Annotated in this window: 22 protein-coding genes; 6 read left to right on the top strand and 16 right to left on the bottom strand. The window is 40.4% G+C overall.

Features of this window, described 5'->3' with window-relative positions:
* The first annotated feature begins 430 nt into the window (after positions 1 to 430).
* Complete coding sequence (locus tag GTQ43_RS32675) at positions 431 to 817, top strand: hypothetical protein (protein WP_265276893.1); 387 nt, start codon at positions 431 to 433, stop codon at positions 815 to 817.
* A 123-nt stretch (positions 818 to 940) separates the two neighbouring features.
* Here GTQ43_RS32675 and GTQ43_RS32670 read toward each other — a convergent pair whose 3' ends face one another.
* Positions 941 to 1,732 (bottom strand): hypothetical protein, encoded by a 792-nt coding sequence (locus tag GTQ43_RS32670; RefSeq protein WP_265276892.1) that lies wholly within the window; start codon positions 1,730 to 1,732, stop codon positions 941 to 943.
* 3 nt (positions 1,733 to 1,735) lie between these two features.
* On the opposite strand from GTQ43_RS32670, the gene GTQ43_RS32665 reads away from it, so the two are divergent.
* From GTQ43_RS32665 to GTQ43_RS32655, 3 genes are read left to right on the top strand one after another with little or no spacing between them, the layout of a single operon-like run.
* A complete protein-coding gene (locus GTQ43_RS32665; protein ID WP_265276891.1) occupies positions 1,736 to 2,101 on the top strand; it encodes a hypothetical protein in 366 nt (121 codons plus the stop codon).
* A 33-nt stretch (positions 2,102 to 2,134) separates the two neighbouring features.
* Positions 2,135 to 2,392 carry a type II toxin-antitoxin system ParD family antitoxin gene (locus tag GTQ43_RS32660; RefSeq protein WP_190965425.1) on the top strand — a complete coding sequence of 86 codons (258 nt, stop codon included), beginning with the start codon at positions 2,135 to 2,137 and terminating at the stop codon, positions 2,390 to 2,392.
* The gene (locus GTQ43_RS32655; RefSeq protein ID WP_179070154.1) at positions 2,392 to 2,694 is read left to right on the top strand and encodes a type II toxin-antitoxin system RelE/ParE family toxin; all 303 of its coding nucleotides are present in this window, start codon (positions 2,392 to 2,394) and stop codon (positions 2,692 to 2,694) included. The genes GTQ43_RS32660 and GTQ43_RS32655 overlap by 1 nt, the downstream gene beginning before the upstream one ends.
* Before the next feature lie 259 nt (positions 2,695 to 2,953).
* Here GTQ43_RS32655 and GTQ43_RS32650 read toward each other — a convergent pair whose 3' ends face one another.
* Entirely contained in the window at positions 2,954 to 8,134 is a 5,181-nt protein-coding gene (locus GTQ43_RS32650) for a hypothetical protein (protein ID WP_265276890.1), read from the bottom strand.
* Positions 8,135 to 8,181: 47 nt separating this feature from the next.
* On the opposite strand from GTQ43_RS32650, the gene GTQ43_RS32645 reads away from it, so the two are divergent.
* Positions 8,182 to 8,712 (top strand): hypothetical protein, encoded by a 531-nt coding sequence (locus tag GTQ43_RS32645; protein ID WP_265276889.1) that lies wholly within the window; start codon positions 8,182 to 8,184, stop codon positions 8,710 to 8,712.
* A 219-nt stretch (positions 8,713 to 8,931) separates the two neighbouring features.
* Here the strand turns inward: GTQ43_RS32645 and GTQ43_RS32640 are convergent, their stop codons facing one another.
* From GTQ43_RS32640 to GTQ43_RS32620, 5 genes are all read right to left on the bottom strand, one after another.
* Positions 8,932 to 9,333, bottom strand: a complete 402-nt coding sequence (locus GTQ43_RS32640) for a hypothetical protein (RefSeq protein ID WP_265276888.1) — start codon at positions 9,331 to 9,333, stop codon at positions 8,932 to 8,934.
* A 266-nt stretch (positions 9,334 to 9,599) separates the two neighbouring features.
* Positions 9,600 to 10,118 (bottom strand): hypothetical protein, encoded by a 519-nt coding sequence (locus GTQ43_RS32635; protein ID WP_190965091.1) that lies wholly within the window; start codon positions 10,116 to 10,118, stop codon positions 9,600 to 9,602.
* Positions 10,034 to 10,885 carry a hypothetical protein gene (locus GTQ43_RS32630; protein WP_265276887.1) on the bottom strand — a complete coding sequence of 284 codons (852 nt, stop codon included), beginning with the start codon at positions 10,883 to 10,885 and terminating at the stop codon, positions 10,034 to 10,036. The genes GTQ43_RS32635 and GTQ43_RS32630 overlap by 85 nt, the downstream gene beginning before the upstream one ends.
* A 106-nt stretch (positions 10,886 to 10,991) precedes the next feature.
* The gene (locus GTQ43_RS32625; RefSeq protein WP_265276885.1) at positions 10,992 to 11,426 is read right to left on the bottom strand and encodes a hypothetical protein; all 435 of its coding nucleotides are present in this window, start codon (positions 11,424 to 11,426) and stop codon (positions 10,992 to 10,994) included.
* A gap of 76 nt (positions 11,427 to 11,502) precedes the next feature.
* Positions 11,503 to 12,594, bottom strand: coding sequence for a ParM/StbA family protein (locus GTQ43_RS32620; RefSeq protein ID WP_265277031.1), 1,092 nt, complete (start codon positions 12,592 to 12,594; stop codon positions 11,503 to 11,505).
* Between the two features lie 749 nt (positions 12,595 to 13,343).
* On the opposite strand from GTQ43_RS32620, the gene mobF reads away from it, so the two are divergent.
* Positions 13,344 to 20,102, top strand: coding sequence for a MobF family relaxase (gene mobF, locus GTQ43_RS32615; protein ID WP_265276884.1), 6,759 nt, complete (start codon positions 13,344 to 13,346; stop codon positions 20,100 to 20,102).
* A gap of 70 nt (positions 20,103 to 20,172) precedes the next feature.
* Here mobF and GTQ43_RS32610 read toward each other — a convergent pair whose 3' ends face one another.
* The 9 genes from GTQ43_RS32610 to GTQ43_RS32570 all read right to left on the bottom strand — a co-directional run bounded on the left by GTQ43_RS32610 (position 20,173) and on the right by GTQ43_RS32570 (position 24,343).
* Positions 20,173 to 21,021 carry a restriction endonuclease gene (locus tag GTQ43_RS32610; RefSeq protein WP_265276883.1) on the bottom strand — a complete coding sequence of 283 codons (849 nt, stop codon included), beginning with the start codon at positions 21,019 to 21,021 and terminating at the stop codon, positions 20,173 to 20,175.
* 261 nt (positions 21,022 to 21,282) lie between these two features.
* Positions 21,283 to 22,122, bottom strand: a complete 840-nt coding sequence (locus GTQ43_RS32605; RefSeq protein WP_265276882.1) for a hypothetical protein — start codon at positions 22,120 to 22,122, stop codon at positions 21,283 to 21,285.
* 98 nt (positions 22,123 to 22,220) lie between these two features.
* The gene (locus tag GTQ43_RS32600; protein ID WP_265276881.1) at positions 22,221 to 22,529 is read right to left on the bottom strand and encodes a hypothetical protein; all 309 of its coding nucleotides are present in this window, start codon (positions 22,527 to 22,529) and stop codon (positions 22,221 to 22,223) included.
* Positions 22,522 to 22,662 carry a hypothetical protein gene (locus GTQ43_RS32595; RefSeq protein ID WP_265276879.1) on the bottom strand — a complete coding sequence of 47 codons (141 nt, stop codon included), beginning with the start codon at positions 22,660 to 22,662 and terminating at the stop codon, positions 22,522 to 22,524. Before GTQ43_RS32595 ends, GTQ43_RS32600 begins: the two co-directional genes overlap by 8 nt.
* Before the next feature lie 5 nt (positions 22,663 to 22,667).
* Positions 22,668 to 22,937, bottom strand: coding sequence for a hypothetical protein (locus GTQ43_RS32590; protein ID WP_265276877.1), 270 nt, complete (start codon positions 22,935 to 22,937; stop codon positions 22,668 to 22,670).
* Between the two features lie 51 nt (positions 22,938 to 22,988).
* Positions 22,989 to 23,198 (bottom strand): hypothetical protein, encoded by a 210-nt coding sequence (locus tag GTQ43_RS32585; protein ID WP_265276876.1) that lies wholly within the window; start codon positions 23,196 to 23,198, stop codon positions 22,989 to 22,991.
* Positions 23,199 to 23,245: 47 nt separating this feature from the next.
* Positions 23,246 to 23,467, bottom strand: coding sequence for a hypothetical protein (locus GTQ43_RS32580; RefSeq protein WP_265277030.1), 222 nt, complete (start codon positions 23,465 to 23,467; stop codon positions 23,246 to 23,248).
* Positions 23,416 to 23,625, bottom strand: coding sequence for a hypothetical protein (locus tag GTQ43_RS32575; RefSeq protein WP_265276874.1), 210 nt, complete (start codon positions 23,623 to 23,625; stop codon positions 23,416 to 23,418). Before GTQ43_RS32575 ends, GTQ43_RS32580 begins: the two co-directional genes overlap by 52 nt.
* A gap of 154 nt (positions 23,626 to 23,779) precedes the next feature.
* A complete protein-coding gene (locus GTQ43_RS32570) occupies positions 23,780 to 24,343 on the bottom strand; it encodes a hypothetical protein (RefSeq protein WP_265276873.1) in 564 nt (187 codons plus the stop codon).
* Positions 24,344 to 24,492: the final 149 nt, after the last annotated feature.

Here is a 24,492-nt window from a genome sequence, read left to right as displayed (position 1 = left end):
TACTCGGAACTACGTCTTGATCAAAACGAAGAACTGAAACTGAGGTAATATTTTTCCTTGCCTTCGCTTTATTTGTAGATGAGTATGAACTGTTCAAAAGGATTTTAGAGAATTATGCCAATTAAAAACACATTAATCTGAATGTTGGAAGTTTTCTTAATCCCGCAGATAAAAAGATAGTTGTCAATTTAGCTAGTGAATATATTTTAACTTTAATCACGCAAGAGTTAAAAACTCGTTACTCCCCAGAAACTCAAAAACAATTACTTGAGGAGAGTTCCCAGTTGTTGCCTGATTTCGTGCTACAAGAATTATTAAAGCGCCAAGAACAGGTAGTAAACGTTAACCCCGACACCTTACAGCGCTTCCGGCTATTATGCAATACAGTTTTTCTCCTTGCCCTCTCCTATCAAAGCTTTCAGATTTGGGGATGTACCTCATAGCTGCCGTAAGTGCTGTAATAGTGGTTAACTGTCAAATAGCAGAGACAGAAGCCGATGATTTAGGATTTGATTTAAATGTCGAAGCATATTTTGTCATTGCAGATACAACAGGTAAAAATCATTTTCGGGCTAATAGGATCGGACTTTGGTCAAATATATGGGGTGATGAAGAAAAACTTTTTGATTTAGAAGATGAACTAGGTGAGCAATTCTGGACAAATTATCAAATTCAGTTGCTCTTTGATGAAAAAAATCAGCAAACAATCGAGCTAGAAATATCACAAACAGATGACTATGAAGCAAGATTACAATTTTACCCTTCTTTTCAAAAGTTTTTACCATCTATAGTTCCCTTTACGGATAATGACTTTTAAAATCCACGATTAAACCAAAATTTGCACAGCATTTATGGCGCTATCGTCCTGATGGTGGTGAAGACAGCTTTTCTATTTCTGCTTGAACATTTCCTGCTTTAACAATTTGATGGAGAATTGAGTTTATTCCTCCTCCTGGTCTTCATCTTCGGACTCCTCTTCATCCTCATCATATTCATAATCAGCATAGTCTTTCCCGTGTTTTTCGTACCACAAACGTTCTTCCTCAATAGCCGCCTCTCGCTGTATCCTTTTCCGTTCTGCCATCTCTGCTTCTAGGCGTTCTTGCTCTAATTTCTCCTTCTCGATTCTTTCTTTCAAAAGCCTTTCCCGCTCTTGGGTTTCTTGTTCTACCCTCTCCCTCTCAAGTCTGATTAATCGCTGCTCGATTCGCCAACAGTAAAAATCTAATGCTTTACCCGTCGCGGCTCCGGTAATTGTACCACCCACTAGAAAGATGAGTCCGGTTCTCCAGCCTTCAATCGGGCCACCGCTCCACTGCAAGCTTTTTTGGTTAAACCACACCAGCACCGAAAAGACGGAAATTCCAACTACCGTATTAATGAGTGCAAAAATCCTTGGTGTCAACTCAGTCTGTCGCAGTATTAGCCACTGTCCCAGCCAGAGTATTGCGCTAAAAATCACCGCCGCGATCGCGCTCATCACCAAATGATCTGGATATGTGAACGGATCTAATATCATGTTAATAATCAATGGCACGAATATCAGCACACAGAGCAAAAAGCCAATGAATAGGCCAGCAATACTTATCAGGCTCCAGTAGCGACCGAGATAACCAAGGCGGAATTCCAATATCCACTCTTGTACGGGGAGCATCGTGATATAAAACGCGATTCCTGCACTGACATAATCGAGCATTGGACTAAGTAACTGTATATTTAGCGTATTTGGCACAGTATGCCATTAACGTCAACGGACAAGAAAGATACTAATCTAAGACGAATTGAAGCGATTATTGCTGAAAAGTTTCTCACTCCATGTGATCGCCTGGGCGGTTATAACATCGTACTCTGGAAAGGGATTTGCCTTTTTACTGGTTGTCGTGTATCAGAAGCACTAGCACTCCAGACGACTGATATCAAATCTGGTGCTATCACTGAGAACAAGTCTACCACCAAAGCTTTGCAGCATTGGCTACTGAAAGCTTTGCCAGACCTCAACTCTAACAATCAATGTAATAATTTTTACAACTTAATTTTCTTACTTGGGCATTATTCAACTCCAGTAATAACAAAGTTGGACATTTTTTGTTATTCCCGGTAGGATTATTGCTATGAGCCTATCAAGAGGTAGCAGATGAACGTTTCTCTGACCATAGAACTGGAAAAGTGGGTGCAATCCAAAGTTGAAAGCGGTATGTACACTTCGGCTAGTGAAGTGATCCGTGAAGGTCTGCGGCTGCTCAAAGAGCAGGATGCCCTCAAAGCAATACGCCTTGCCGAGTTACGTAGGGAGATACAGCAGGGGATTGATAGCGGAGAATCTACACCGCTAAACATGGATGAAATTATCGAATTGGCTAAACAACAACGGCAGACGAGAGAATCCCCATAATGGCGACAATTCTTATAAAACCGTTAGCACAAGCTGATTTATTGGATATTTGGAATTTTATTGCCAGTGACAGCTTTGATAAAGCAGATCAGCTTCTAAAAAAAATAGACAGTCAGCTCAAAATGTTGGCATCAAACCCAGGTATGGGAAGAAAACGCGATTCCTTAGCACCAAATCTGCGAAGTTTTCCACTAGGGAATTATCTAATTTTCTACCGTTCTATAAACCAAGGGATTGAAGTTATTCGTGTTATACATGGGGCAAGAGACATTCAAAGCCTTTTTGAAGAAGATGATGAGTAAGTCATTCTTCAATAGTTAGATTTTTGCCAACACTCCTGCTTTCTCTTTATTACTTGCGAAAAAATCAGTTTTGAACATCCTTACAGTTGGCTGACTGTATACCCTGCTCTAAAGCACTCGATAACTGCATCTAAATTACCTGACTTTAGATGTATGTGCCAGACCTTGATTATAAGAAACCTGTGCTTGCTCTAAATTAACCGTCTCCATAGCGTTGTTCTCCTTTTTCATCACCTTAAAAAGGCTATTTAAGATAAATCTATCTTTGTAAGTCTATTTGTTGTGTTTGAGATTTAGCTAATATTTTATCAATTTGAGTATTAACATCCTCAAAAGTTTGCAATATCTGTGGAGTTAGTTTGTTAGTCTGCACTCTCCCTGATTGCAAGTTTAAAATTACCTCCCCATTTTTCTGCGAAATAGTTAAATCCCTCTGCTGGGTATTGAAAGCCAAGTCATAAATTTTTCCAAGAAATTGAGTGCCATTTTCATTAGACTTACCCCAGACCATGCCAATCCTTTGAGCAATTTGAGTCAGCCGACTGATTCTTTCAAGCTCAAATATATCTTTATTCATTACTGTCAACGCTTCGGCTGATAATTGCTCACCAGCTTTAAACCCATTTGCCACTTCTACAATGCGTTTTTTGTAATTCTCCGACTTCCCTAACTTATCGGCGGCATTGTACCAATTTCTTAAGTCATCAATAGTGACTGATTGAGTTTGGACTGTTTGGTTGGGTACGGCTCTGTTTTGTGGTTCAGGAAACGGGACTATAAAACCCTCCACATAATCCCCCAATGGCTCTAGGTGCAGTCCCCACACCTGCTGTTTACCCGTGAATAATTCTGGTAATGCTTTGGGTGAGTGCTTTTCCATATCACCCCACTGCTGTTGATAAACAGGGTCAGCAATCATGTCAGGTGTAATTTGATACTGTTGACCGACTCGAAAGGCGACTTGTTTATCAATTCCTGTAGCTAGAGCAATATCACCTTCCTTAAACCCATACTGTTTGTATGGCTCTTTAGCTCTAGTCGTATGAGTTCGACCATATCCTCTCATCGCATCAATGCAAGTATCCACGGGTAAAAAATTGGTGTCACCATGCATCATTAATGGGTAGTTCATCGGAATCGGTTTGCCTTTGATGACAGGAGGGGCGACATTTTGAACCTCTTGGTTTGGGTGGAATTGAGCGCTTTGTTGAGGTGGGGACAATGCTGATTGAGATGGAGGTTTCAAAAACTGTGGTCGTGTGGCGAGGGAATTAACTCTTTGTTGATAGTCACTATCCGTTTCAATAATTGCCCCGAATTTCTTGGTCATGTTCTCCAAAGTTTTGGCAGGGATGGAGCTATCAACCAAGTTAAATACCGCTAGACCTTTTTTAGTTTCTCTGATAACATCTTCCATTGGTACTTGCTGCCATTCAACTTTTTGAGCAGTTAACCATTTAGTCACAGTATCAGCTTTCTGGTTGTCAACAGCCAAGCCCATGATTCCAAGTTTTCTGTTTGATTCTGTAGAAAATAAGAAAGTAGGACGCTCTTTAATATGATGTATAATTTTCGCACTACTCTCAATCATCTCTTGTTGTTGAGGATTAACTAATTGAGTCCCAAAAACCTGAAATTCCTTCGTCCAAATAGTAGGATATTCAACGGTATTAGGGTCAATTTGAGCGCAAATAACAGAGAAATTACTTTCAATAATAGCGGGTGCTAGGGTAAGTTGTCCGGTTTTGAGTAGCCCAAGTTGTCTGAGCGCGTCTTTGTCTTTTTTGAAGTGCAATACCCCCAAGGGTTCACCATTCAAAAATACAGCATCTCTAGTTTTAGAAGCTGAGGTTTCGATAGTCAGTTTTCGGTAATCTTGATCATTGAATGTCTGACCAGAAAAATCATAAAAGTTAATTTTATTAATTTTCAGGAGATGACCATTGCCAGACTCACCCAGCACAAAAGCTTGATCTCCAATTTCAGAAATTGACGTGAGCTTTAATTTTAGAGGATTACCACTTTTCAGGTAATCAATTTGTTTTAACTGTTGGGCAGAATCACTGTCTAACTCACCCAGAGTCAAAGCATCAATTTTGATTTTTACTGTTTTGTCAGGAAGCGGCACAGTGCCAAATTCTAAGTTGACCGGTTCGGCGTTAAAAACAAGTCCTGCATAAGAGAAGTTCTTGAGTTCACGGATAGTAATTTCAATCGGCTCAAATCCTGGCAGTCCAATAGTTGCTTTGGCAGTAGCAGGTTCCACGCCAATGAAATTAGCTTGCGCCTTTGTGCCAATCGGTAGCTGTCCAGTTCTTGTCTCCAGCATGGCGAATTCTTTATATTCACCGTCAGTATCCTGTACAAATAACAATCTGGAAACGTGGCGTTCATGTCCCGGTGGGTGGTGGCTAGCCCTAATTTCTATCGGGTGCAAATCATCCTTGTTCCAGTCTCGACCTAAAAATTGATTCGCTTCATTCAAAAGTGTGACTAACTTCGGCTCAGTAAATTGCAATTTATCTAAGCGGGAGATAATCTCATTGGGGAAAGCAGCGAAGGCAAAATTAGAGACTTTTTTAGCGATCGCTTGGGGGTTTGCGTTTTCTTTTCTTGCAACTTCGAGTTCATCCTGGCGGGATGCACAGATGTTCCAAGCGGCTGCTGCTCCTGCAAGTTTTTCTGACTCTGGGATTTTCGCGTAAAATGCTTCTGCCGATTCATTTGCCAAGGCAAAAAGTAGTTTAGTTTGGCTTCTAGTAAGTTCTGGTTTTAGTTCTAGGAGTTTAGCTCCCTGCATGGTCATCCCCGCCTTGAGGTTGTGGTCAGTCACAGATTGCTGGCTAACTGTTCCCAGGTTGCGGTAAGCGGGTTTTCCATCCTCCCCAACCTCGTCATCTATCTGTGCAACTGCTAATAATTTATGGGGGCGTTCACTGTTTGTGAATTTAATCTCATCTAGGCGAATATTAAGTGTCTGGGCTTTCCAGATTAGGGGATGCCCGTAGCGGGTGAGGTTGGTAATTTCGAGTTGCGTTCCTGAATCCGTTTGAACAATTGCGCTAGGGCCAGACTCTGTTTCTCGTCGCCTTGAGACACGAACCGCAACGTTGAATTTCAGATCGAACTCGTACTTCGCGGCGATCGCTGCAAATTTCTGCTGTGGTGTAAATTCTACTCCTTTGAATAAGTCTTTAAACTGGACGATGGGGCGCGATTCTAACTGTGATTCTTGGAAATATTTGTTAGTTTGGCTAATTAATAATTCTACTGGCGAGTAGCCCTTTGGTGTTATCCCTGTGCTTAAATAAACTGACGAAGATTTCTTATCTTTAATATAATTAACATCACGATACAAATAGCGGCTGTTTTCCCGGATTTTATCCATCTCAGGTTTTTTAGCACTTTTGAATAAATCAACCGCTATTTGGTTTTGATAACATCCCTCACCAATCATTTCTCGGTACATCAGGCGGTTAACATCCATTGCCTGCTGAATAATCTCTGGCGTTCTGTTAGGATTCTTTGCTAGAACTACAACAGATTGCATGAAAGGTTTGTACTCTGCTCTAATTGATTTGGGCTTCTCCCCATGTTCCTGTTCAAATAAACTTTGATAGCGCTTAGATACTTGGTCTAAATAAGTTGATTGTTGCTCTAAGTTACCGTAAGTTTTAAGTACTTCAATTTCTGATTCTAATGCCTCCAGTGCTGTCACTTGATTGTTGATTATGCCCACGCTGATGCTATCGCTCATGTGGATAGCGATTTTTTCAAATGGGGGCTGGCTTCCATCTGTGGGATCATAAAATGATTGTTTTTTGAGCTTAACCGTGGGCGAATAGGCGTTTTGGGGAAGATTTCTTCGCTCTGCCTCTGCCGTTAAGTTGGGATGTAAGCTGGCTTTTGCCACACCAATGCAGTCACCATCGTAGTCTCGTGCTTGGCGTTCTGATTCGGTTTCGGTTGGATCTATAAAATCAACATTGATTCCTTGTGCTTCTAACTCTGTAATTCTGGCTTGTATGCGCTTGTGGTCTTCGTCATTGACTACAATTATGCCTTGCAAAGATTTACCATCTGGAGCAACACGGTCTTCAACGTGTTTATTAGTAGAGACACACAGACCATTAGAGTTGAGGAAAGGAGAGCGAAAGTTAAGAACCTTTTCCTCTTGCTTCAGCCAAGGGACACAAATTTCACCATTTTTGAGTTCCTTGGAGGGAATAATCATTCCTCGGTCAAAAGTAAGCGTTTTCCCAATAGCAATATCTCGCCACTCACTTTGTACAAACCGACTTAATTCCTGTTTTACCTTCTCAGTTTCTAAAAGCTGCTGATGCCCAAGTAAATCGGCTTTAATGAGTTTGTACATGAACAAGTCATCTTTAGTACTCTCGTCATCTAAGTCCTGATCTGCATCTAAGTCATCATTTGTCCCTAAGTTTTTAACATCTGTTTCTTGATTGATAATATCTGATGTTTTTAATTTATTTTGACTCAATGATTCTTTACGTTTTTCATATCTTTCACAATAGTAAGCAGCAACAATTCTAGGGTCATCTTGAATAGAGGCTAATCTTTGAGCTTGCACCTCTAGTTCCTCGGCAAAATCTTTAATTCCTTGAGGGAAAGATGCCAGCAGTTGGGAGATAGACATCTGTCCTTGTTGAGATTGCCCTTTTTCGGCTAACCAAATATTTTGCTGATATAATCCTGGTTGAATCTGCGGTTTAGTGGGGCCTTTGGGTCTATCCTTGTCTGTTCCCTTAAAACTGCTTATGGGGAGAATTATATCGATTTTTGGTTCATTGTTCGGGTCTGCGTACTTTATATCATCTAGTTTGTATGGTCGGAGTGTTCCTTTGCCAAAGCGATATTTAGTAGTATCCTCTCCAACTCCATCCACCCAACCAAATCGATGCTGAATTACACGATAGCTTTTATCTGCTTGAGATTCTCTTAAGGTTACTTTGTCATAAAGTTGTGTTGAAATCTGCCCATAACAGTCACCAACTAATTTATATGCCAAATCATTTGATAATATCCCTCCATTTTCACCCATGTTATCAGTAGAATCATCTACTACCAGAATGTTTAGCTTTTCGTGAATCGCATTTTTACAAGCCCCAAGGAAAATGGAACCATAAGCTCCACGGTCTTTACTATCTGGACAAATTTTTTGAATCGTTTCTAAACATTCCTTTGATCCATAAAGTAAACGAGTTTTTGAAGATAATAGTAAGATGTGTCCATCTGGATGATTTTTTAAGTCTTCATCTGTACTGTATTCGTCTGAATGCCCAAATGAGAATTTTTTGTCAGGAAAGTAAAATTCTAGTAAAGTATTACTGAGCTTTTCAGTTAAAATAGTTTGGCGCTCATCTGTATAAATCCATTGATTGAGCCTGGGATCAAAATGCTTTAGTTCCAGAGTCATGATTTTTAGAAATTGATGAGATTTGATTAATATTTTGGGAGGTTTTTATGTCAAGAATTAAACGTTGGATAAATATGCATAAGGAAGAATTCAATGCAGATGGAACTTTAAAAGATGAAGCTCGACAAGAAATGTTATCTAAAGGCGAACATCCAGGAGCAATTGATAGTTATGCTCGTAGGTTAAAAGCAACATACGACGACTGGAAGCACCTAGATGAGACTGATCCAGAGCCGTGGCCAATCTACACAGCCTACGATTTCTTCACTGAACAAGAAAAAAAGGAATTTAACCCAGATGGTTCTCTCAGACCTGAATATGTAGAATATGCTCAGAAAATTGGCATCAGTGAAAGTGCCCTGGAACAGATTGAGTGGCGTAAGAAAATGGAGGTTGATGATTATAATGAAATGTCTGCCTCACACGTAGAACAAGGCATCAACTTTGGTGCATGGTTGATGGAAGGGAGGATCGGAAACAGCAAAACATACGTCCAACGTCGTCAGCAGATGGAGCAAGACTTGCAAAACTTTGAGCCGGAAGACAGTTTGCCTTTCGACAAGGACACCTCTTATTAAAGTAGGTGAGTTACGCTGTAAAGAAAGTTTTTATCCATCAAATGCAGTGATTTTACCTGAATATGTGAAAGAAAGCGATCGCCTCACCTTGGCATGAAAGTAAATATTCATAAACTGCCTTTTTACTCCGTTGACTTGAAAGATTTTAGAGATTGCTGATGAAGTATCATAGTCAGTAATCGCAGTGCAGTAAATAAATATACCGCACTGTCATTGTGTTTATCTATGATGTTTTTTACTGTGTGGTGGGGTGTTTTTTGATAATTCTTTGCCAAGAGATAATTCCGACGAAGAATTATTAGATATTGATAAAGTAACTATTTTATACATGGCAAAGCAGCAAGAAATAGCGACTAGGGAGATTAAGGTAGCCTGACCAATTATTTTCCACGAGTTGGAAGTCACTTGAGACTGAACTCGCCTAAAGAAAACAGACTCTAACTTTTGCTGAGTCGTGCGATTTTTCAAGTACTCTAAAACTTGCAGACATTCAGATATATCCTCGCCTTTGTGGACTTTTTGGCACAGCAGAATTTCTAAGCGTTCAATGCGACGTTCTGGAGTTGATAAATTGATATCGTCCCAATCATCCCAAAGTTTAATTTCTTTTAGTTCGTTCATAACTTCATCCCTCTATCAAACTATTGATGCTGTTCCGAATGGCACGCTTGTTAAGCGTTAACCCTTGGTATTACTGGTTTTGGGGTGTGGGGTGTAGGGAATTACGAACAACTTGGTTTTGTCTAGCGCACTAAAATTCAATTTTTATTAACACTACACCCAACACCCTGCCCTGACGATATTTCACATGAGTCTTCATGCCATTCGATGCTGTTCCAAAGATAGGGAAAACTAAAACAGACAGTTTCTCTTTCCCCAAAACTTAATTATCTGCGCCGTTTAGGTTTACTCTTATTGCGCTCATACTCAGCAATAATATCCTTGGTCTGTTGTGGAAGAATCACACTTTTATTGTTAAATCGCATTTGATATACCAGATAACAGGGACTTTTGGGATCAGGACAGGAAAGATTTGTTGGCAGATTAATGATTGTTACTCCTGCAAAAGTCGCAGAAGCTAACATGGCAGAGCCAAAAAAGAAAATACCAGAGCGGCCAGAACCGACCCAACCACCGAGCCAAAAAACAAGTCCTTTGAACTGTTCAAAGCGTTTTTGACGAAGTTTTTGACGTTCTAGTTGTGCTTCGTTCCATGCCTGTATTTTTTCCAGCTTGTGAGCAGCTAATTTATTAGCTTTAGCATCGGAGGCTTTTTCGACTTGAATATCAATAGTGCGTTCTTTGGCTGCAATTTCTTGTTTTAATCGGTATTCGTTCCATTCTCTAATGCGTTGGGCGACAGCATCGGCGTGGGCGAAGAAGATGGTAAGGGTGTCGTCTCCCAAGTCACTCCAGATAACTGTAGCCTCTGCTGCTTTTTTTCGGCGATTCTCGCCATGATTCTTTCTTCTAATTGAGCGAAGAGGTTATTTTCAGAATCGCTCTGTTGTAATTTCAGTGCAACATTTTTCAGGTAAAGTGATTGAACTAACTCTGGGGCTTCTTCAGCCTGAGCAGCAGTAATTTTATCAATCAAGCTAGATAAATCTTCTCTTGCCGCTACAGCTTTTTCACTAACATTCTCAATCACTGCATCTAATTTTAATTGTTGAGAATTTTCGCTTTTACCTAGAGTTGTTAAGCTGGCTGCAACTTCTTCAAAGGATTTGTTTTGCTCTTTTATTGATTTGTAGGTTTCAAGAAAGTGTTCGCACTCATCCGAGCTATACTCATCTTGCTCAGATAGTCCGCAGACTTGGAGAATTATTAAAGCCTGAGAAAGTGCGATTTTATAGCCTCTTTCACGAGCAATAACTAGTAATTCAGTGATATCTAATGGTAATTGGGCTTTTTTTCCTTGTTTTTTCCCTCCATTCTTCGTTGACGACGAGGAATTGCCCTGAGTTTCTGACAGTGCATTGTCAACAATTGGAGATAATAGAGCCATTACTTCCTCATCATTTCTACCCTGCTCAATTAAGGTGCGACATTCACGAAACCTGTCTGCATCATTCTCGGTATATGACTCTTTTTCAGGTATCCCACTCAAGCGTAAAGTCCGGCTAATTTCTGATGGTGAAAGGTCGTTAAAAAGTTCTTGTGGTTGATACATAATCATGCACTCCTAGTTAAAAAGCTTGAAACGACATATTTGCGTTCACTGAAAAAGATGCTCAGAAAGGAGCAATGCGTCAAATCAATTCAAAAAATGGTCAGTCCTAAAACGGATTTAACCAGTCAGTTCCCGACTCCGATTCTTCTGGTACAGGAGTTCTGGCTATTTGTAATGGTTCTTTGACTGAAGTCCTGGATATTGGTAATGGTGATGATTGTATTAGTTGTAGTGGCTGTGATTGATTAGAGGCTACTGCAATCATCGGCGTTCCTTGAGGCGGGATTTCTCCCAGCAGTCCCATCAAATATGAAGAGTGGAGTTGAAGGCGGTAAAGACAAGCACGAATGTGTGGCTCTAAATCCACTGATTGATTCACAGCTTGATAAGCTAAAGGAAGCCAATAGGTGCTGATAGCAATCATCGCCATATCTTTAGCAGGATAAAGAGTATTTCTGGAGTTTAGATACTTAATTACCACGGCTTCGGAACTATCAGCCTTAACTCTACTTCGTAAGCGAAACTCAACATCTGAAAACATTCTAATATTCCTCTCTTCACAAGCAAATTACTATTACGAATTACGTTAGCGTAGCGGTAGCGACGCAGGAGCGTCATTACGAATTACGAAATGTAGCGTGTTGGTAACGAAACAATCCATATACATCAGTGAAACGCAAGCACAAGGCATCTTTTTTAATCGGCAGGTTAAAAGCTAAACGCACATCCTCAGATAATTCTGCTGCCCATGAAATGTCGGTATGAGTAAACAAATTTTTCAACTCCGAGCCTAAATATTCCGACGTTCCACCACCAATAATGACTTGCTCAATATGGGCAGGAATATTAATTTTGAGCCAAGTGGATACCTTTTCCCAGTATTCTTTACGAGATAAGTCAGCCACTTCAATAATTTGTGCTATCTCCTCAACCTGAAAATCAGACTTCTTGCTCCGAGCCAAAGGTTTGCAGTATCTCGGTTTCAATGTCGGGCCTGATAGATGAACAGCCTTTAACAGTTCATGTAAGTTTTGCCCTGATGTTCGGCTTTTGATTCTCTCCAGCATCCACGCCAAGCCCAATCCTTCCGTTTTTCCAGTTGAGATACCACGCTCAAAGATTACGGCTGATATATCCCGAAATCCCACCATCACCACAGCAATGTTCATTTTATTGAAATCTGTGCCAAGTTTTTTACTTCGCGTCAATATCAGTCCCCCACCTTCGGGCAAGCACTGAAAGTTAATCAGATTTATACAAAATTGTTTCCCTCGAAAGCTAAAGCTAGACAGTGCCGATATTAAACCCCTCTCCAATCTTTCTCTATCTTCCCACTCCCCATAAGGCAATAGCAGTCCCAAGGATAAATCAAAGTTTGCCTTCAAAGAATCTCTAATCGCTATTGCCCCCACTGCTGCCAAAGTTTTTGGAATCGCGTTCTCATACTTGAGTTCTAAAAAATTGATTCGCGCTTCAAAATACTTTTGTGCCAAAAACCCAACCGCATAATATTCTTCGTTGTACTCTATCCACGCTTCATTCTCTGGATTGGGCCGATTCATTTGCCCAGACTCATATAAATCCAACGAATCTTTGGAAATCTTAATTAACTCTGGTTCCATACACAGCAATTCTGACTTGTACGAAATCTCCGAGAGAACACGATAAACCATCTTCGTCATTGAAGTTCCCGGATCAAGACTCAACATTAAATCCACAAGAAAATTTCTCCCTGTTTTTGACCCTTTTTTTGTCTATCTAATTGATAATTACTCTCAACTTGAACCGCCCAAACCGTGATTTTTTCCACATTTACAAAGAAAGATTACAGTTTTAGCAATACTCTTTGACAAATCATGAATTCGTGCATCTGATAGAAAATCTCCACAAAATCTCTCAATTCCCAATAATCACCAATTACATTCAACATCTCCCAATATCTAAACAATATCTCCCAAATCTCCAATTCATTTCTTACCTTTTCAACTATTTAACATCATCTCCTCTCCATATTCTCATTAGCTTAATATTTTCCAACAATTCCTAAGACTTCCCAAGACTTCCTAGTACTTCCTAATAATTCCCAATTTTTTCAAGGATTATCCCAATTATCTAGTAATTAGCTTCAAGAACCATAAGGCTTGGAATCCATCTTTTTGTGACGCACAGTACGCCATATTTGGCGGAAAGAATGCTCGATTTTTTGCTATATTAAATGACAGGAGAGTTGGGGAAATAAAATTTTGTTTTGGTCAAAGTCTCACGAAAAAATTTTCATTCGTCATCAAGCACTACGAAGTTTGATGACGGGGATTGATTTTGACTTCAATACTTATTGCAAGGGTGATTATCTTGCAATAAGAGAAAATAATCAGAATTTCTTGACGAGAGTAGGCCGCACTAACAGATGGAATAGAACAAGGATTAACTTTTGTAAACCCCATAACAGAGGTGAGCCATGCTAACAGCGGCTAACGTGTCCTCAGAGATGGCGGTGAACTACTTCATCAAGAATTACTATCACCAAGGAAAGTCGCTTTGGAATGGTCAAGGTGCTAAAAAGTTGGGGTTGTCAGGGGCAGTCGATGACGAAGACGCTTTTAAAAATATCATTGAGGGGCTTACGCCTGATGGTCGTGAGGTATTGAATGCCAGAGTAGTCAAAGAAAAGGGGAAAGGAGAACGCAGAGCCGCATTAGACTGTACATTTTCTGCGCCCAAAAGTGTAAGCTTGATGGCATTGGTGGGTGGGGATACACGGTTAATCGATGCCCATCATCAGGCGCTAAAAGAAACCCTGGAGCTAATAGAGCAGCGTTACGCCTATACCAGAGTGACAGACGATAACAAGAGACATAGGGTTAAGACTGGTAACTTGGTCGTCGCGCAGTTCGATCACATCGAAAGTCGGGATTTAGACCCACATCTGCACACCCATTGTTTGCTGATGAACATGACCCAAACTCCAGATGGTAGGTGGTTGAGTTTGGGCAATAATGAAATATTCGCCAATAAGAAATTCTTGGGGATGGCATACCAAAGCTCTCTGGCGCGTGAGGTGCAGAAGCTTGGCTACGAGACAGAGCTTCGTTTACATGGGCAGTTTGATATAAAAGGGTTTAAATTCGAGGATTTAGAGGCATTTTCTAAGCGGCGACAGCAAATCATCGCCTCATCTGGTGCTTTTTCCACTTGGGCCGAACGTGAAAAAATTTGGGATGATACCCGCCAGCGCAAGCAGAAACTACCAGAATCAGAATTAGTTGCATTGTGGAAAGAAGAAGCTGCGGCGTTAGGTATCACGTTTGTCAAGCCAGGAGAACCAAGAAAAGAACACGCTCCTCTTGTGGTTGAGCAAAAAAGTCTGATTGATGCGTTAGATGATGCGATCGCACATTGCAGTGAGAGAAATGTCGCTTTTAGACAAGAGGATTTAGAAAAATTCATCCTAGAATCACGTTTAGCTACGGATGTAACAGCGATTGCACCCCTGGTTAGAGAACATCAGGAGTTAATCGGTTTGCCAGGGTTAACTCACCAATTTACGACGATGACAGCAGTGAGGCGGGAGTTGGCGACGATTGAGTTGATGCAGCAAGGTGTTGGAAAAGTAGTCCCAATAACTAATAGAGAAGTAGTTGAGAGCCAGTTACAGAAAACCTTACTAAATACCGGACAGCGCCAAGCAGTAGAATTAGCTGCAACAACATCTGACCAGTTCATTGCATGGCAGGGAGTAGCTGGTGCTGGTAAGACTTTCGCCCTCAAGGAGTTGAAAGCGATAGCCACAGATGCCGGATACACTATTATTGGCTTTGCCCCTAGTTCCTCTGCTGCTAAGGTTTTGAGTGAAGAGTTAGAAATTCAGTCTCTTACAGTGGCTAGATTACTTGTCACTGAACCACAAGAAATTGAACCAAATCAAATCTGGATTGTGGACGAAGCGGGTTTACTCAGTGCTAAGGATGCCCATGCACTCCTACAACGAGCAACCTTACTTCAAGCTAGGGTGATTTTAGTCGGTGACACTCGGCAGTTGTCAGCAGTATCAGCAGGGAATCCCTTCAAATCCTTGCAACAGGCGGGAATCAAAACCGCACACCTCAATGAATCGTTGCGCCAAAAAGACCCTCAACTGAAGCTGGCAGTAGATTTAATTGCCGATGGCAGAGTAGAAGCGGGATTTGAACATCTACTGGCGACCGGCTCAATAAAAACTGTTTCTTCAGAATCCAAAATAGAGCAGATCGCCAATGATTATATAGTAGGGACACCAGAGCAGCGACTCAAAACTCTTGTGTTAGCTGGAACAAATACAGAAAGACTTGCCCTTACCCAAGCGATTCGCTCGAAGCTCAAGGGTGAAGGAACTTTGGGAGAAACTGCAACCATCACCCAATTGCAAACCAAAAATCTGACAAAAGTACAGATGCGGTTTGCCCATAACTTTGAAATTGGTGATGTGGTCATGCCCACACGGGATTACAAACGCCGGGGGCTGGATAAAGGCAAATTATATGAAGTGGTAGGTCGAACTACTGATAAGTTGACCCTAATTGGTGATAATGGTCAGGTAATGGATGTAGACACGGCTTTTGAGAAAGCGGTTTACCAGAGTCACCAGATTGAAATTGCTGTGGGCGATCGCTTGCAATGGAAGAAAAACGATCGGCAATTGGGACGACGCAACGGGCAGGAATTTACTGTAACAGCGATCGACCTGAATATCGTCCAGATTAAATATGCTGATGAGCGTACTGAATCCATTAGTTTGGCACAGGCGCAAAACTTAGACTATGCCCTTGTGAGTACAACATATAGTAGTCAGGGGAAAACTGCGGATCGGGTGTTAATTTCGGCAGATTTCACTATTGGACAGGAAAGTTTTTATGTTGCTGCCAGCCGTGCAAGGCATGAATTAAAAATTTACACCGAAGATCCAACGCGATTGGTAGAGTTGGCGCAACAGTCGAAAGCCAAAGAGAATGCTTTGGAATTGCTACGAAAACAAATTCAGAAATCGACTTTCAAGCAGCACCAAGCAATAACTATAAATATAAGTGCCCCTTTTGAGAAGCCAGTACTAAAACAAGAGACGACAGTATCTACTCCAAATGTCGGGCCAATTGTGAAATCAGTTGCATCTAGCCGAACAACAAGCCATGATTCATCAATAAAAGTACCGAAAGTCTTGCCCGTCTTGAAAGAGACACCAAATTATAATACTGTTGAATCGGTTTTCTCTAAGCCAGTACTGAAATCTCCTGTCCCCACAGAAGCGTTTTGGACACCATATCATACTGAAGACATTCCCAATTTTATTGAACCAAAGGATTGGCAGGAGTTTGAAAATAGTGCTATTCATCCCGATATTACAGCGTTGAACTTTGAGAGTCTTCAGTTTAACTATGCAGGTGGTGAGCATGAAGCCTGGGAACGGCTCATGGTCAGCGAAAAACTGAATCGAACAAATACAGGACGGCTAACAGATGGTTTTATAAGGGCATATTCGCATCTTGATGCTGGTGGATGGTGGTGTGATGCTGGAGTTGATGCGCGAACATTTGCTAACTTAAAGCCAGGTGAGAAACCGCCGATTAAACGATGGGGATGCTACAAGCCAAATCAACCAAGACCCAAAAAAGATGAGTCTGGGCAAATAATTGAAGGGAAATTCATTAAATATGAGCATCCCCCAAAAGTTGAATTAAGTATCTTCTTGCTAGATGTCCCTGACGATATTGCCGAACGCATTTACTCCAAACACAAGGTGAACCCCAGTGATCGCGATCGCCAGTCAGGATTTTGGTACTGTGTCTGGAAACATAATATCCCCTGTGCTCTAGCAGAAGGCGCGAAAAAAGCAGCCAGTCTGTTGAGTCAGGGTCATGCTGCCATTGGGCTACCTGGGATTTCATCGGGATACCGAACTCCCAAAGATGAGTTTGGTAAAAAAATCGGTAAGTCTTACCTACATGAGGAATTAGCGGTTTTCGCCACACCAGGGAGAGTTTTCAAGTTCTGCTTTGACTACGAAACCAAGCCTGAAACTAAGCTCCATATCGAGCGAGATATTTCCGTGACTGGAAGATTGTTACAAGAAGCTGGAGCAAGAGTAAAAGTTGTCAGCTTGCCAGGGCCTTCTAAAGGTGTTGATGATTTCATAGTCGCAAGTGGGCCACTCGCTTACGAGAAATTGAGTCATCTTGCTCCAACCTTTCGGGACTGGCAACAGCAGAATCAGCATTCAAAGACTGCGGCTTTTCCACCTTTGCGTAAGCCGATACCAGAACAACGTTCTATACAACTTGAGGGAACAGGCAACAGGGAACGGGCAACAGGGAATGACAAATTGGATCTCTTACCAACACACAGGGAAGAGGAAATAGAAAAAACTGTTGCCTGTTCCCCATTGCCTGTTCCCTATCTTTTACAAAATAAACCACAGGTACAAACCCATGACTTTAACCAACGACAACAACCTAACTCAGATACAGTTCCTAACCGAGAAGATAGAGCAATTGAACAAGAATTTCGAGCAGTTACAAACCAACAGCCAGCAATTGACCCAGAAAATCGAGTTCTTAGAAACGAGCCAAGCCGAGAACCTAATCGAAATGAGCGCGAATCAGTCGAACTTCTTGCAGCAATTAACCGAGATGCTGAACTCGAAAAAGTCTTCGAGCATGGAGACGATATTGCAGGAATTAACCAAAGCTCTACAGATGATGGGCTTCGAGGTCAACGAACAGAGAAACTCTCAAGACAAATTAACGGACAAGATTCAACAATTTTTAATAGAGAAGCAAATTATGTCCATTCTTCACAACCAGCCACCAGACAACTCTTAAATACAATCTCTGATTATATTGAGCAATCAGCTGTCGAGTCTGCTGTAACCCAAACAATATTAGGGCTAACAGAACAACTTTCTCAATCTCATCAACAACTTGTCATTGCTAAAAGTACATTCAATGAGTTTGAAACAGCATTGACGGCTGAGTTGCAATCTTATGCAGAAAATAAAGCTATTCTGTCAATCTCTGATTATGTTGAGCAATCAGCTATCGAGTCTGCTTTAACCCAAGCAGTATTACGATTGACAGAACAACTTTCTCAATCTCATCAACAAGTTGTTAATGCTAAAAGTACATTCAATGAGTTTGAAACAGCATTGACGGCTGAGTTGCAATCCCATGCAGAAAAGAGAGCTATTTTGTCAATTTTTGATTATATTGAGCAATCAAGTATTGAATCTACTTTAGCCCAAACAGTATTAGGATTAACAGAGCAACTTTCTCGATCTCATCAGCAGTTAGTTGAATATCAAACTGCATTTAATGACTTTGAGGAAGTATTGACAGCTGAGTTGCAATCCCATGCAGAAAAGAGGGCTATTTTATCAATCTCTGATTATATTGAGCAATCAGCTATCGAGTCTGCTTTAACCCAATCAGTATTAGGATTGACAGAGCAACTTTCTCAATCTCATCAACAACTTCTTGCATCTAAGACTACATTCAATGACTTTGAAACAGCCTTGACTCAAGAGTTAAAACCTCATGCAGAAAAAGGAGCTATTTTATCAATCTCTGATTATGTTGAGCAATCAGCTATCGAGTCTGCTTTAAACCAATCAGTATTAGGATTGACAGAGCAACTTTCTCAATCTCATCAACAACTTGTTACTGCTAAAAGTACATTCAATGACTTTGAAACAGCCTTGACTCAAGAGTTAAAATCTCATGCAGAAAAAGGAGCTATTTTATCAATCTCTGATTATATTGAGCAATCAGCTATCGAGTCTGCTTTAAACCAAGCAGTATTAGGGTTAACAAAACAACTTTCTCAATCTCATCAACAACTTGTTGCTGCTAAAAGTACATTCAATGACTTTGAAACAGCCTTGACTCAAGAGTTAAAATCTCATGCAGAAAAAGGAGCTATTTTATCAATCTCTGATTATATTGAGCAATCAGCTATCGAGTCTGCTTTAAACCAAGCAGTATTAGGATTGACAGAGCAACTTTCTCAATCTCATCAACAACTTGTTACTGCTAAAAGTACATTCAGTGATTTTGAAACAGCCTTGACTCAAGAGTTACAATCTCATGCAGAGAAGAAAGCCATTCTGTCAATCTCTGATTATATTGAGCAATCAGCTGTCGAGTCTGCTTTAACCCAAACAATATTAAGCTTAACAGAGCAACTTTCTCGATCTCATCAGCAGTTAGTTGAAGCTCAAACTGTATTTAATGACTTTGATGAAGCGGTTACGGCTGAGTTGCAATCTCATGCACAAAACAAAGCCATTCTGTCAATCTCTGATTATGTTGAGCAATCAGCTATTGAGTCTGCTTTAAACCAAGCAGTATTAGGATTGACAGAACAACTTTCTCAATCTCATCAACAACTTCTTGCTGCTAAAAGTACATTCAATGAGTTTGAAACAGCATTGACGGCTGAGTTGCAATCTCATGCACAAAACAAAGCCATTCTGTCAATCTCTGATTATGTTGAGCAATCAGCTATCGAGTCTGCTTTAAACCAAGCAGTATTAGGATTGACAGAGCAACTTTCTCAATCTCGTCAACAACTTCTTGCATCTAAGACTACATTCAATGACTTTGAAACAGCCTTGACTCAAGAGTTACAATCTCATGCAGAGAAGAAAGCCATTCTGTCAATCTCTGATTATATTGAGCAATCATCTGTCGAGTCTGCTTTAAACCAAGCAGTATTAGGATTGACAGAACAACTTTCTCAATCTCATCAACAACTTGTTGCATCTAAGACTACATTCAATGACTTTGATGAAGCGGTTACGGCTGAGTTGCAATCTCATGCAGAGAAGAGAGCTATTTTATCCACCTCTAACTCTGTTGAGCAATCAGCTACTGAATCAACCTTAGCTAAAACATTACTAGCAGAATTAAAGTTGCATCTCAAACAGATGATTCAGGGTTTAGATATTAAAAGATTGGCAGAAGTAGTTATGGAAGTAGGAAAATATGTCAAAGGTGAAAAGGTAACAGGAGCAAAGGTCAGCGAGTTATTTACGAGTGTTACAACTGATGCAAAAGTATTGACTTTTGAGGAGAAAATGAACATCGTTAGGCAACTGATTAGAGATGACAAACCATCGATTCTGAAGAGATTGAAAATAAACCCTCAACAATCAGATGATAACGGGGAGCATCTACAGTTTCGACGCTAACTTATCAGTTATCAATTATCAGGTATCAGATATTTCCATTCATTCATTCATTCATTCATAGGTTAGTTGTTTACTGATAACTGTTCACTGTTTTAACTGGTATTGTTATTCCCACTATTTTTAACTGCTTACCTAAGACAAAATTTACTAGTTTCTGACCGCTCACTAAGATTATTTTGTCGGAGCGACGAATCAATTGTTTTGATAACTGTCCAGTTATGCCAGTATGCACGAAGAATCCACCATTAGCTCCTTCTCCTTCAATACAGCACAGGAAATCTTTGATGTGTTCTGGGCTAATGTAATCAGCGTAACGCTTAACCTGGATTACATAAAGCTTTCCCAAAATCAACACGCGACCATCTATCCCGCCGTCACCGGTGTACCGAAAGTTGCGTTGGATTTGCCAGCCCTGTTCAAAGCAACAAGTGAGTACCAATTCTTCAAAAACATAAGGCGATATCCTGCGTAGCGTAGCGATTACTACTGGCAATTTGGCTAATTGAGTTATGCTACGAAGCTCAAGTAATACTTGACTAGCGTACTCAATATTGTTCAAGTGTTTCTTAAGATTTTTAGGTAATCTAACCCTTGCTGTTCGCGCTGGGCTTGGTAGTAATTGCTTTTTAAAATTTTTAGCTAAGAGAGTCTTTTGCGTTGGTACTGAGCTTTGTCGTACAGGCTTGTTAAAGTTTTTAGCTAAGAGAGTCTTTTGCGTTGATGCTGGGCTTTGTCGTACAAAATTTTGAGATGAAATGTCAGACGATTTTGTACTCTTAGGTGGTAATGGCGATTGCTTAAAACCTTGCCAGCGATACTTTGACTTTGGTATTGAAGGTGGAAATAAAACAAACAGCCAAGCTAGAAAAATCATTCCACCCAGTGCAAACAACAAACCAATGATTAGGATTAGTATCATTTTTACGCTCCCCTTTGATCATGGAACACCATTCCCGGATTTCTCACCACACCTCGAATGGAGGAGTAATGAGTAGTGAGCAAGGAGTAATGAGTAAGGAGTAAAATTCTTAACTTATTACTCATTACTTATTACTTATTGCTTATTGCTTAAAGAAGTAATGAATAAAATTCTTAACTTATTACTTATTACTCATTACTTATTACTTATACGCAAAGCAGCTTGTGAGAAATGCGGGCATTGCTCCCCTTTGATCATGGCTTACCTGTGCATATTTCTAAATTGTGATTCTTGTTGAGAATCCTGCTGAATTTGATGATGCATATCAACAACAGATTGAACCTTATCAAGTGCCTGTAACTGTTGCTCTGAAACGTTAGGCGATAAAACTCCATCAGTGAGAACAGTCTCGCCGTTTTTGGCACGAACAATTACATTATCGCCAAGGCGTTCAAAATCAAAATTTGTACTTTTAAAACTCTTAGAACCATCAGGGTTATCTTTGCCCAAGATATTCAGCATTGCTTTGACACTCTGTTCAATTGCTTGACCTTTAACATCCTCAACAGCAGCCCGTAGTTCAGTTCGAGTATTGTCAATAGCTGACTTGACACCCATAAGGCTTTGATCAACAGTGTTTTTAACACCGTCTACCTGTGTACGTAACTCGGCTGTTAAATTATTGACTTGTTGATTGAGTTCATTTCTTACACTGTCAGTCTGATATTTGACTTCATCCTTGAGGCTAGTAACCTGTTGATTAACTTGAGATTTGAGCGAAGCAATTTCCTTTCTGAGCTTGGTTACTTCAGGTGTTAGCGCATCTTTAACCCACTCAAAAACATTCTTGGCAGTTTGTTTTACCTTGTTCTCAACCGTACCCACCCAGTTTTGAAGAACCGTATTTTGAACTTGTGGTAAAGAACGTTCATTCACCTGGGACAACACTTTTTGGGTGTTTTCAATCAACTGCTGTTGTTTCTCCAAAGATTTACCCATTTCGGCAACTTGAGCAGCTAGTTGTGATAAAGATTCGGGTGAAAGCTGTTCTGATTTGATACTATCTACAAGTTTTTGTTGTTCGCTTAGTTTTTTCTGCAATACTTGCACTTGTTTTCCTAAAGCTTCTACACTGTAGATTCGCTCATTACTTACAACTTTATTTTTCTGTGATGCCGGAGCTAAACCTAATTTGTCAGTCAGTACTTCTCCATTTTTAATATGGAATACTTTTTCATTACCAATTTTAATAGAAATTGCACCTTGAGAATTTTTGGGTCAGACAGAGCTTTTTTTAAGTTCTCTACTATCGTTGGTGTCAATAAGTTTTTAGAGGGGGATTCTCCCAATGTTCCTTGATAAACTTTGCTAGAGCTAGAGTAGATATGAACATCCTTGCTGGGATCTAATCCTTTTTCTTTAGCTTTGGCATGGATGAGTTTGAGGAGAGATTCTAAAATTTCTAGATAATCTCGCTTAATTTCTTTCGATTCGCCATCATCAATCATTCTTTTCGCCTTTGAGAATTGACTGAATTAACAGTTCAGGATTAATCGCTACTTCTGGCAAAACTATCCCACCGAGTTTATTAAGAACCTGTCTCCCTTCAACTTCAATGTAAGCAAATTCTCCATCAATCATCACTGTTATCGATGATGTATTTTTTTCGGCATAGCTGGGATATAATCTTTCATTACACCATTTAATACAAAAATGTTGGCATCATCTGCATCGCCACTATAGACTTCAATACACTCAGGAAAATAGTTAGCATCAAAAGGCAAGTTATCCCAACTATCAGCAGTGTTTAAAATCTCGCTCGGATATTTATCTGCTAGGGCTGCTATATCAGGAGGAAGTTTAGCAATTTGTTTTCTATCATAATCAGAGAACGGGTAAAACTTACTTGGTGACATGGATTTTATCCTAAGTATTTTTGACTTCAATTTTATTCCAGACAATTTTATTTAAATCAGACTCGCATATTCTGATAGCTGCTCTTGAGTTTCTATCAAAGGTAACAATTTTAAAGCCGAGGCTCGGCGAATTTTCATTTCTTCATCTGCTGGAGTTAAGAGAGTAGACTTTTTAGATAAAAACTTTTGAAACTCGTACCAAGCTTTCACACTGTCAGCTTCCGATTGGATTTCATGTTGAGGAATTTTAATTGATTGCAATATTGGCAAACTTATTTGACCACGAGAACGGAAACCTGGACTAATAATTACTGCTTTCCCCGATGGTAAAGTGTTAAATTGATTGACATCAAATAACTTGCGAGTACTGTTTTGGTCAGAATTAGAAATGCTTGCACCACCCTTACCTCCTGATGAGCGAGAACGTTGCTTGTATTTAATTTCTCTTCACCTAAAAACTTACTAAATCGTTCGGCAGCTACATCATCTTGGGGATTAAAGAATGCTTTGGTCGCACAACCACCAAATATTGCATTAGTTGTGTTTTCACCATAGATTCAATCAGCATTGAGAGATTTTGTAATCCCAGTATCGATACCAATCCATCTTCCCGATTCTGATTGAGCCAATCAACCAGTGCTGGTAAATAAAGAGTAGGTAATTCATCAATCCCTAATACCAAGGACAAGTACGTTTGTTAGCTACATTCCGGCTCACTAATAGATGTAGAATTGAGACTAGCAAAGGCGCAATTACATCACGCTTTTCTTTGTTCATCCCGAAAATCACCATCTGCCGTCCCTTCAAATCCAGTGGAATATTAGTTTTTCCACAGAATGCTGCTAATGCCGACTAACCATAAAACGGCTGAACAATCCGCTAGCTGTACCCACAATACTAGCTGCTGTTTCTGGCGACCCTGCAACAGATACAAACTGTGCGAAAGCCTCTCTAACCATGAAGTTTAGATTTTCTGCTTGCTCAATGCGCTTAACTAACTTTGGCAACCCTAGTATCGCTTGGCACATCATGATATCTGGATACTCTGTGCCCTTTGCCAGCATAAAGACGGCTTGGACTAACTGATCGCCAGCGTTGGTAAAGAAGCTATTTCCAGAATCTTTATCACCGAGTTGGAAATTGCGATTGAGTGTAATCGCAAGCTGCCGTGCCATTTCTGAGTCTTCATTACTGCGAAGAAAGTCTATAGGGTTGGCAACTGCTGATTCTGCAAAGCCTGGGGCAAGCACAGTAACCTGATAACCGCGTTCTATCGCATACCCTGCAAGTATTGGAGCTTGCCCTTTAGATGGAGAATCAGCTGATTCCTGGGAGGCGTATTTGAAATCATATAAAGCCAGAGGTAAGCCCTGATCAATTACAGAGCGAATCAGCGGATTAATCATTGAAAATGACTTTCCACTCCCTGGGCCACCACAAACTAGGATGCCCCGCTGTGCCTCTGGAAAATAAAGGGTTGTTGAATCTTCAGGGATGCAAGTTCTACGGACACCATTAATAACCTCGCTCGTTTATTCTTGGGAGTTCCCACATA

The organism is Nostoc sp. KVJ3, from assembly GCF_026127265.1.
Lineage (GTDB): Bacteria > Cyanobacteriota > Cyanobacteriia > Cyanobacteriales > Nostocaceae > Nostoc.
The sequence above is the reverse complement of the archived record's forward strand: the minus strand, read 5'-3'. Positions and strand labels throughout refer to the sequence as shown.

Coding starts and splice junctions, on each gene's coding strand:
- GTQ43_RS32675 (WP_265276893.1), top strand. CDS start 431: ATGTACCTCATAGCTGCCGTAAGTGCTGTAATAGTGGTTAACTGTCAA.
- GTQ43_RS32595 (WP_265276879.1), bottom strand. CDS start 22,662: ATGATTGATGGAGAATTTGCTTACATTGAAGTTGAAGGGAGACAGGTT.
- GTQ43_RS32640 (WP_265276888.1), bottom strand. CDS start 9,333: ATGAACGAACTAAAAGAAATTAAACTTTGGGATGATTGGGACGATATC.
- GTQ43_RS32660 (WP_190965425.1), top strand. CDS start 2,135: ATGAACGTTTCTCTGACCATAGAACTGGAAAAGTGGGTGCAATCCAAA.
- GTQ43_RS32665 (WP_265276891.1), top strand. CDS start 1,736: ATGCCATTAACGTCAACGGACAAGAAAGATACTAATCTAAGACGAATT.
- GTQ43_RS32590 (WP_265276877.1), bottom strand. CDS start 22,937: ATGTCACCAAGTAAGTTTTACCCGTTCTCTGATTATGATAGAAAACAA.
- mobF (WP_265276884.1), top strand. CDS start 13,344: ATGCTAACAGCGGCTAACGTGTCCTCAGAGATGGCGGTGAACTACTTC.
- GTQ43_RS32610 (WP_265276883.1), bottom strand. CDS start 21,021: ATGATACTAATCCTAATCATTGGTTTGTTGTTTGCACTGGGTGGAATG.
- GTQ43_RS32570 (WP_265276873.1), bottom strand. CDS start 24,343: ATGATTAATCCGCTGATTCGCTCTGTAATTGATCAGGGCTTACCTCTG.
- GTQ43_RS32620 (WP_265277031.1), bottom strand. CDS start 12,594: ATGTTGAGTCTTGATCCGGGAACTTCAATGACGAAGATGGTTTATCGT.
- GTQ43_RS32655 (WP_179070154.1), top strand. CDS start 2,392: ATGGCGACAATTCTTATAAAACCGTTAGCACAAGCTGATTTATTGGAT.
- GTQ43_RS32645 (WP_265276889.1), top strand. CDS start 8,182: ATGTCAAGAATTAAACGTTGGATAAATATGCATAAGGAAGAATTCAAT.
- GTQ43_RS32600 (WP_265276881.1), bottom strand. CDS start 22,529: ATGATTGATGATGGCGAATCGAAAGAAATTAAGCGAGATTATCTAGAA.
- GTQ43_RS32630 (WP_265276887.1), bottom strand. CDS start 10,885: ATGTATCAACCACAAGAACTTTTTAACGACCTTTCACCATCAGAAATT.
- GTQ43_RS32650 (WP_265276890.1), bottom strand. CDS start 8,134: ATGACTCTGGAACTAAAGCATTTTGATCCCAGGCTCAATCAATGGATT.
- GTQ43_RS32625 (WP_265276885.1), bottom strand. CDS start 11,426: ATGTTTTCAGATGTTGAGTTTCGCTTACGAAGTAGAGTTAAGGCTGAT.